Annotated in this window: 7 protein-coding genes and 2 pseudogenes; 6 read left to right on the forward strand and 3 right to left on the reverse strand. The window is 59.6% G+C overall.

Annotated features, from left to right (window positions below; genetic code table 11):
• Nucleotides 1-995: alpha/beta hydrolase (locus tag DTW90_RS36630; protein ID WP_149345006.1), on the forward strand; the 995-nt coding region annotated here is incomplete at its 5' end.
• 406 nt (nt 996-1,401) lie between these two features.
• Here DTW90_RS36630 and DTW90_RS36635 read toward each other — a convergent pair.
• Entirely contained in the window at nt 1,402-1,689 is a 288-nt protein-coding gene (locus tag DTW90_RS36635; RefSeq protein WP_149345008.1) for a DUF1330 domain-containing protein, read from the reverse strand.
• Between the two features lie 86 nt (nt 1,690-1,775).
• Complete coding sequence (locus DTW90_RS36640) at nt 1,776-2,525, reverse strand: SDR family oxidoreductase (protein ID WP_149345010.1); 750 nt, start codon at nt 2,523-2,525, stop codon at nt 1,776-1,778.
• 154 nt (nt 2,526-2,679) lie between these two features.
• On the opposite strand from DTW90_RS36640, the pseudogene DTW90_RS36645 reads away from it, so the two are divergent.
• The 4 genes and pseudogenes from DTW90_RS36645 to DTW90_RS36660 form a co-directional block, all read left to right on the forward strand.
• Nucleotides 2,680-3,213: pseudogene (locus DTW90_RS36645) on the forward strand (LysR family transcriptional regulator); the annotation flags it as partial.
• Nucleotides 3,214-3,339: 126 nt separating this feature from the next.
• Nucleotides 3,340-4,908 (forward strand): annotated as a pseudogene (gene istA / locus DTW90_RS36650) (IS21 family transposase).
• The gene (gene istB, locus DTW90_RS36655) at nt 4,841-5,575 is read left to right on the forward strand and encodes an IS21-like element helper ATPase IstB (protein ID WP_149345014.1); all 735 of its coding nucleotides are present in this window, start codon (nt 4,841-4,843) and stop codon (nt 5,573-5,575) included. Before istA ends, istB begins: the two are co-directional and overlap by 68 nt.
• Before the next feature lie 153 nt (nt 5,576-5,728).
• Nucleotides 5,729-6,058 (forward strand): LysR substrate-binding domain-containing protein, encoded by a 330-nt coding sequence (locus tag DTW90_RS36660; RefSeq protein WP_348642691.1) that lies wholly within the window; start codon nt 5,729-5,731, stop codon nt 6,056-6,058.
• Nucleotides 6,059-6,230: 172 nt separating this feature from the next.
• On the opposite strand, the gene DTW90_RS36665 is transcribed toward DTW90_RS36660, so the two are convergent.
• Nucleotides 6,231-6,611, reverse strand: coding sequence for a response regulator (locus DTW90_RS36665; protein WP_149345016.1), 381 nt, complete (start codon nt 6,609-6,611; stop codon nt 6,231-6,233).
• A 746-nt stretch (nt 6,612-7,357) separates the two neighbouring features.
• On the opposite strand from DTW90_RS36665, the gene DTW90_RS36670 reads away from it, so the two are divergent.
• Nucleotides 7,358-7,732: SDR family NAD(P)-dependent oxidoreductase (locus tag DTW90_RS36670; RefSeq protein ID WP_210251472.1), on the forward strand; the 375-nt coding region annotated here is incomplete at its 3' end.

The following is a 7,732-nucleotide window of genomic DNA, read 5'->3' on the forward strand; positions in this document are numbered from 1 at the left end:
AAATCATGATCACACGTCGTTTCTTCGCTACGAGTGTCCTCGCTGGTTCAGCAGCCGTGATTGCTGCCAGCGCCACCTCCGGCCTCGCCAAGTCCAACACCCCTGAAACGAAGGCGGCGCTTCCGGGCAAAGCCGCTCATCAGGTCCACTACAAGACCGTCGATATCGACGGTCTCTCCGTCTTCTACCGCGAAGCCGGCAAGCCGGGTGCTCCTGTCGTTCTCATGCTGCACGGCTGGCCGTCGTCGTCCGCGATGTTCCGTGAGCTAATCGAGGAACTGGCCGGCAAGTATCACGTCTTCGCACCGGACTATCCGGGCTTCGGCAACAGCGCCATTCCTTCCAACTCGAGCTTCAAATACAGCTTCGACAACCTCGGCGAGGTCGTTGGCAAGTTCGTCGACAAGGTCGGCATCAAGCAGTACGCCCTTTATGCGACTGACTTCGGCGGGCTCGTCGGCTACCGCGTCGCCATGAAATCGCCGGGCCGCATGAAGGCGCTGATTGCACAGAACAATCCGCTGTTCTTCGCCGAAAGCCCGTGGTTCGGACCGATCCTCCCGTACTGGCAGACTGGGTCCGCAGACAGCCGCCAGAAGGCTGGTGAGCACTATCATACCCTCGATGTTGTCCGCGGCCTCTATGTCAACGGCGTCAGCGATCCATCGGCAATCGACCCCGAGCAGTATCAGTCGGAATATGCAATGCTGCTCCGTCCCCGCGCTGGCGATGCATCGCTCGACCTGCTCTATGACATTCGCACCAATGGTCCCGTATTGCAGAACGCACAGAACTTCCTGAAGGCGCAGCAGCCGCCGACGCTGATTGTAACCGGCAAGAACGATATCCTGTTCAACGGGGACAACCAGCAGAAGTATCTCAGTGTCCTCCCCAAGGCAGAGCTGCATCTGCTCGACAGCGGCCACTGTGCCCTCGCCGACAAGGGTGGCGAGATCGCCGGTCGCGTCCACGAATTCCTTGGCCGCGTGATCTGATCCTGGCCGAGGCACAACACCGAAGCCGGCCGCCCCATGGCTCCTGAGTTTTGGGGCGCTCACTTATCGGGGCGACCCGTTGCACCTGCGGAATGCCGCTAGCTACGATGAAAACACGATCCCCAGGTCCGGTTGCCGGCCGCGGACACGCCACAGCGAAATCGGCCCCGGACGTGCCCGGCAATCGATGGGCGGTCATTATCACATCGACCTCTTCCCCGTCGATCAACGGACGCGAATTGATCGCAGATGCCGTGCTTCTCGCTAAACCATACAAAGAGACAAGCGATGGCACAGTTTAGTTGAGTATAGGCTGCGACATTACGTGGCTAGAGCGGGTTGAGCCTACCGTCGGTCAGCGGCGGTGGCCCGCCGGCGGGCGATCCTTGCTCGCGTCAACCGTCTTTCACACCCCCTCGATAAAAAAGGCTTTAGAACCGGATCCAGCATGTCGGAACTTGAGAGCGGCCTGATAGGACGGGCTGTCGTACCAGGCGCGAGCGGCTGCCATATCCGGGAACTCAAGGACTACTGCCCCTTCAATGGCATCTCCTTCAACTTGATCCAGCGCACCATAGGCAGCGAGAGGCTTTAGCGAATGCCCTTGGGCAGCGAGCGCGGCGCGTGGGCCATATTCAGCCAGGGAGGCCGGATCGATTGTGTGCTCACGGATCATGACGAAGTAGGTAGACATGTCTTTGCTCCTCTATGGAGAATAAATCTTGTTGAGGGTTGCCCGCGGGCAAAACCAGCCGCGGGCAGATGATCACGACCTGGAGGTCAGACCTGAGCGAGGCCGCCATCAACAGGCAGATCAATACCGGTGACATAGGAGGACTCGTCCGAGGCCAGGAAGTAGGCGCCAGCCGCGAGTTCCTCCGGAAGACCAAGACGGCCGAGTGGGGTCATTGAAGCAAATACACCCTTGGCCGCGTCGGAAGCTTCGTCGCTCTCGAACTGCCCACGAATAATCGGTGTCTCTGTTGCCCCAGGGCTCAGCGTATTGACCCGAATACCCCTGTCTTTCAGCTCCTGAGCCCAGACGCGCACGAGACCGCGAACGGCCGCCTTGGCGGCAGTGTAGGTGCCGTGAGCGGGAATGCCTTTCACGTTGACGATCGAAGAGACGACAATGATCGAGCCACCCCGGTTCATGAGCGGCAAGGCTTTCTGCACCGTGAAGACAACGCCTTTGACGTTGATGTCCATGGTCTTGTCGTAGTGGGTTTCCGAGAGGTCGAAAATCTTCGCATGCTCGATGAAGCCCGCGTTTGCGACGACGATGTCAACGGCTCCTTTTTCCGCTTTGACAGCATCATAAAGCCGGTCGAGATCGGCGAGGCTGGCGACATCGCCCTGCACGGTGGTGACGTTCCTGCCGATTTCGGCCTTCGCCTTATCCAGCTCGGCCTGACGCCTCCCGGTGATGAAGACGTGGGCACCCTCGCGAACAAATCGCTTGGCGGTCGCCAACCCGATACCGCTTGAACCGCCGGTGATGACTGCGACCTTACCTTCGAGACCAGACATAGCATGCTCCTAAAAGACCGCCATCGGCGGCACTGTTGAACTCACCCAACGATCGGGGCCAAACTTCCTCGTCGTTGATGGGTAGGAGTATTGCTATTCCATGAATGGTCCGGCAGACTGCGCGAAGTGATAACGGCTATTCCGTGGAGGAATGATGGACCGACTGCAGGCGATGATGACCTTCGTTCGCGTCGTTGAAACCGGCACGTTCTCAGGAGCGGCACGGCAGATGCGCGTTGGGCAGCCGGCGGTGTCTAAGACCGTGGCCCAGCTCGAAGACTGGCTTCAGGTGCGTCTGCTGATACGATCGACGCATTCGCTCGCACCGACGGATGCCGGCCTTCGTTTTTATGAGCGTGCCCGAGTCGCTATTCAAGAAGTCGATGAAGCGGAACTCGAAGCCCGCGGCGCCGGTGCGGGCTTGTCAGGAAAGCTGCGGGTTTCCGCCGCGACCACCTTCGCTCGGCTGATGTTTATCCCGAAACTACCGGAATTCCTGGCGCAACATCCCTTGCTCGACATCGATATCCTTCTCGACGATCGTGTGATCGACGTCGTCGCCGAAGGCATCGACATTGCGCTACGCATGGGAGCAATGTCGGATTCCACAGCGGTCGCGCGCAAGCTCGCGACCGGCGCCCGATCTGTCGTCGCTACTCCCGCTTATCTCGCGCGAACGGGTACGCCCGTGATACCTGGTGTGATTAGGCATGGAATAAGGACCCCGCACATGGGGTGATCGGCGTCCAAATGGGACCCCCATCTGCGATGGGGTTACAACAGCCTCCGGTTTCATCGGAGGCTTTTTATTTGGATGCTTGTTGTGGAGACAATTCTAAAGATACGGCGGCTTTCCCGTGTGCAGGGCAAGTCGATCAAGGCGATCTGCCGGGAGCTTGGCATATCGCGGAAAGTGGTGCGGAAGGTTTTGCGCAGCGATGAGACGGAGTTCAAATACGAGCGGACCCGTCAACCTCAGCCGAAGCTCGGCCCCTGGCGCGATCAGCTCGATGGAATACTGCTCGCCAATGATGCCAAATCCTCTCGCGAACGGCTGACGCTGATCCGGATATTCGAGGACTTGCGCGACCTCGGCTACGAGGGCGGTTACGACACAGTCCGGCGTTACGCCCGAACCTGGGCGAAGGAACGCGGCTCCGTAACGGCGGAAGCCTACGTGCCGCTCTATTATGCGCCGGGCGAGGCTTACCAGTTTGACTGGAGCCACGAGATCATCGTGCTGAACGGCGTGACGACGACGGTAAAGGTGGCGCATGTCCGGCTCTGCCACAGCCGGATGATGTATGTGAGAGCCTATCCGCGCGAGACGCAGGAGATGGTCTTCGATGCCCATGACCGGGCATTCGCGTTCTTCGGCGGGGCCTGCACGCGCGGCATCTACGATAACATGAAGACCGCGGTGGAGACGGTCTTCGTCGGCAAGGAACGGCAATACAATCGCCGCTTCCTACAGATGTGCAGCCATTACCTGATCGAGCCGGTGGCCTGCACGCCGGCGTCGGGGTGGGAGAAGGGCCAGGTCGAGAACCAGGTCAATCTGGTGCGAGAACGCTTCTTTACCCCACGTCTTCGCTTCAAATCCTACGATGAGCTGAATGGCTGGTTGCTGGACAAGTGCATTAGCTATGCCCGCGCCCATAAGCATGTCGATCAAACGGAGCGCACGATCTGGGAGGTGTTCGATGGGGAACGGCCGCACCTGGTCGGCTATCCCGGCAAGTTCGATGGCTTCCACGCGGTGCAAGCCTCGATCGGCAAGACCTGCCTCGTCCGTTTCGACAACAACAAATACTCGGTGCTGTCCACGGCAGTCGGCCGCCCGGCCGAGATACATGCCTATGCCGATCGCATCGTCATCCGGCAGGATGGCGTGGAGATCGGCCAACACGAGCGTTGCTTCGGCCGTGGCGAGACGATCTATAATCCCTGGCATTACGTGCCGGTCCTGACCCGCAAGCCGGGAGCACTGCGCAACGGTGCGCCGTTCCACGGCTGGGTTTTGCCCGCCGCCATGGAGAAGGTGCGCCGCCGGCTGAAGGCCATGCATGACGGCGACCGGCAGATGGTGTCGATCCTCGAATGTGTGGGCCTGGACGGTCTTCCCGCCGTCGAAGCGGCCTGCCAGGAGGCGCTCGATCAGGGCGTATTCTCGGCTGCCGTCATCATCAACATCCTGGCCCGCAAGCGTGATCCGCAGCCGGCCGCCATCCTTTCCATTCCCGATGCGCTTCGCCTGACCCACGAGCCTCTGGCCGATTGCGCCCGTTACGACAGCCTCAGGAGGGCAAGCTGATATGGAACGATCCCAAATCCTCGACATGATGGGCACGCTGAAGCTGTTCGGCATGCGCAGCGCCTATGACGAGATCATGGCATCCGGCATCAAGCGACAGCACGAACCGCCGCGCATCGTCGGTGACCTGCTTCAGTCGGAGATCGCCGAGAAACAGGCGCGCTCCATCAAATACCAGATCACCGTCGCCAAGTTGCCGCTGGCCAAGGACATCGACGACTTCGACTTCACCGACACGCCGGTCAACGAAGGCCTGGTGCGCCAACTCGCAACCGGGGCCTTCCTCGCCGAGCAGCACAATATCGTTCTGGTCGGCGGAACCGGCACGGGGAAGTCCCACCTGTCCATCGCGTTTGCCCGTGCTTTGATCCGCAACGGAGCACGAGGCCGCTTCTTCAACGTCGTCGACCTCGTCAATCGGCTCGAGACGGAGGCACGTAGCGGCAAGCAGGGACGGCTGGCTGACTTCATCACCAGGCTCGACTTCGTCATCATGGACGAGCTGGGCTATCTCCCATTTGCCCAAGCGGGCGGCCAGCTCCTCTTCCATCTCATCAGCAGGCTCTACGAGCGGACATCGATCATCGTCACGACGAACCTGGCCTTCGGCGAGTGGCCGGCCGTATTCGGCGATGCCAAAATGACCGCTGCACTACTCGACAGGCTCACACACCATTGCGAGATCGTGGAAACCGGGAACGAATCCTGGCGCTTTAAAAGCCGCTCTCAAAGCTAAAGCCGAAAAGACAAACAACCCGCGCCCGCAGGCCCCTGCGCTAAATGGAAAGCTCCGGGCCTACGCGCGCTGACCCTATGCAACCAGAGGCAGGGGTCCCTTTTGGGAGCCGATAAGGGGTCCCGTTACGACGCCGATTGACAACCTGGCGACCTGGTCAATCATCACGCCCTGATTTACAGTCAGCTGGATGATACATGGACATTCAAGCGTGGTGAATCGGAAGCGTCCGTGACTGTACGTGGTCGCGTGAGACTCAGCGCCGCGGAAGGAATCCGCGCCGGTGTTCTCGCCGACATGGGACTGGCGGTAACATCTGACTGGATGTTTGCCCCGGAACTAGCGAGCGGCGCCGTTACCCGCCTGCTGCCAGACTGGTCGCTTCCGACGATTGATCTTTGGGCGGTGTACCCGTCAGGGCGGATGGCAAGCGCCAAGGCTCGTGCGTTCGCCGACTTCGTGGGAAGTATTCTCGATGAATGATTGGCCGTATAGGACAGGCGAGAGTCACCTGCGACCTTCCTACACGCGACTTAGTCCCTTCCCTCATACTGGAATTCGTCCATACGGGCACGCTGGCGAAGCAACGCCTATTCGGCGAAGAAGGACGTTCAGTGTCCGCCTGACGTGGTTCCAAGCGCTCGCTCAAAGGAGTTCAGCTAGCCATCTTGCGTTTAACTGCCGCGGTCATGTCACCGACCAGCGCTGCGATGGCGTTCATACCATACGGTTTAGGTATGAAGACGGCGTCGGATGACAGCTCCTCGGGTAGAAACCGATGGCCGCCAGAAGCGATGATGACAGGCACATTCCGGTGGGTGGACGAAATCATCCGCGCGAGATCAAGACCGCTCAGTCCGCCGGGCATGTCGACATCGGTGATCACCGCGTCGACCTTTCTATGGCCGAGAACAGCGATAGCTTCTAGCACGTTTCCCGCTTCGATGACGTCATAACCTTCGTGGTCAAGGGTGTCTGCGAGCACCATTCGGATCAGAAGCTCGTCTTCGACGATTAGCACGGTGCACTTGTACATGGCCGTCTCCGTTCTGTTGTCACGAGATCAACTCGTCTATCCAGGTCTCGATCGCCCCCCGGGTGGAAGTATTCGCCGACATATTTAATAAAATACGAATAAAGCGGACGCTAACTCGTTGTCGCCATTAACGCATGCCGGCGATCTTGTAACCGCCATCCACTACGAGGCTTTGGCTGGTGACGAACGGCGTGCGAGCTTGCCAGCCACACCACGGCACCGGCGATATCGTCGGGACGACCGCTACTGTTGAATTCCATTCTGGATCCCCCAAATGACTGCTTCGCAATGATCCACGGGTGTTTCAAAATAATTAAATATTTCATGGGTTTGTCTCTGCCGAACCGAGTCACCGTCAGGCGGAGAAAAGGATCAAATCAGAACGCAATTCAACAAGCTGAATTCCTCCTGCCATTCGCGCGGCTGTCTACCGGATGGCCGCCCTTCTTTGGATGAGCGCATCAGTCGTAGGTCGCGCCGAGCCGAAGCCCGTTCGCGCGCCGCTTGACTGGTTAAAGGGGCAGCCGCAGGAGATCTAGCGTGGCGCCGCTACGGGAGCGGAAACCGGGATGGAGGCGACGATGGCAGTGGAATGGACGATCATGGTCGAGGGCCGAAAGGAGTTCGGTGACATTTGCCAAAAGAGGCCTGCATGGATCTCCAGACCATTGAATATCGTTTAGACAGAGCCACCTTGCGCTCCGAGCTCTTCCGTCGCGTCGGCTAAAAGGTCCTGCATTTTTGCTTTGAGATCTTGCTCGCTAATCGCGGCGAAGGTCTACGCGACCGCACGCGATCCGAAAGCCCTTCCTTCTTTTGACGACGCGCGCGTCGTCCCGCTGGCTCTCGACATCACCAGCGATACGTCGATCGACGCCGCGGCAGCCGCCGCTCCGGATGTCGACATACTCGTCAACAACGCCGGCACGCTCGCCTTCGGTAACTACGCCGACAGCGACTGGAGCACGATCGAAGACGACATGCGCACGAATTACTTCGGCACACTGCGTGTCCTGCGCGCCTTCACGCCGCAGTTCGTGGCGCGCCGCTCCGGCACGATCGCAAACGTCAGCAGCGTCGTCGGCCTCTCGGCCATTCCGCTGATGGCCGGCTATTCGGCA

Source organism: Neorhizobium sp. P12A (assembly GCF_008365395.1).
Lineage (GTDB): Bacteria > Pseudomonadota > Alphaproteobacteria > Rhizobiales > Rhizobiaceae > Rhizobium.

Coding starts and splice junctions, on each gene's coding strand:
- DTW90_RS36635 (WP_149345008.1), bottom strand. CDS start 1,689: ATGTCTACCTACTTCGTCATGATCCGTGAGCACACAATCGATCCGGCC.
- DTW90_RS36640 (WP_149345010.1), bottom strand. CDS start 2,525: ATGTCTGGTCTCGAAGGTAAGGTCGCAGTCATCACCGGCGGTTCAAGC.
- istB (WP_149345014.1), top strand. CDS start 4,841: ATGGAACGATCCCAAATCCTCGACATGATGGGCACGCTGAAGCTGTTC.
- DTW90_RS36665 (WP_149345016.1), bottom strand. CDS start 6,611: ATGTACAAGTGCACCGTGCTAATCGTCGAAGACGAGCTTCTGATCCGA.